This window comes from Levilactobacillus acidifarinae DSM 19394 = JCM 15949 (genome assembly GCF_001434835.1).
Classification (GTDB): Bacteria; Bacillota; Bacilli; order Lactobacillales; family Lactobacillaceae; genus Levilactobacillus; species Levilactobacillus acidifarinae.
Genome location: NZ_AZDV01000022.1, coordinates 1 through 233 on the forward strand (window position 1 = coordinate 1; position 233 = coordinate 233).

Here is a 233-nt window from a genome sequence, read left to right on the forward strand (position 1 = left end):
GTGCTTTCGGATTCTTCAGCAGAAGTGCTTGCAGATGCTACGCTTTCGGATTCTTCAGCGGAGGCACTCGCGGACGCTTCACTCTCAGATTCTTCGGCAGAGGCACTCGCGGAGGCTACGCTTTCAGACTCTTCAGCTGACGCACTCGCAGATGCCGTGCTTTCGGATTCTTCAGCGGAAGTGCTTGCAGACGCTTCACTCTCGGATACTTCAGCAGAGGCACTCGCAGATGC

At 55.8% G+C, this 233-nt stretch carries 1 protein-coding gene; it reads right to left on the reverse strand.

Annotation, left to right across the window (positions count from 1 at the left end):
- The coding region (locus FD25_RS14170; RefSeq protein WP_162256264.1) for a hypothetical protein at positions 1-233 on the reverse strand (233 nt) is incomplete at both ends.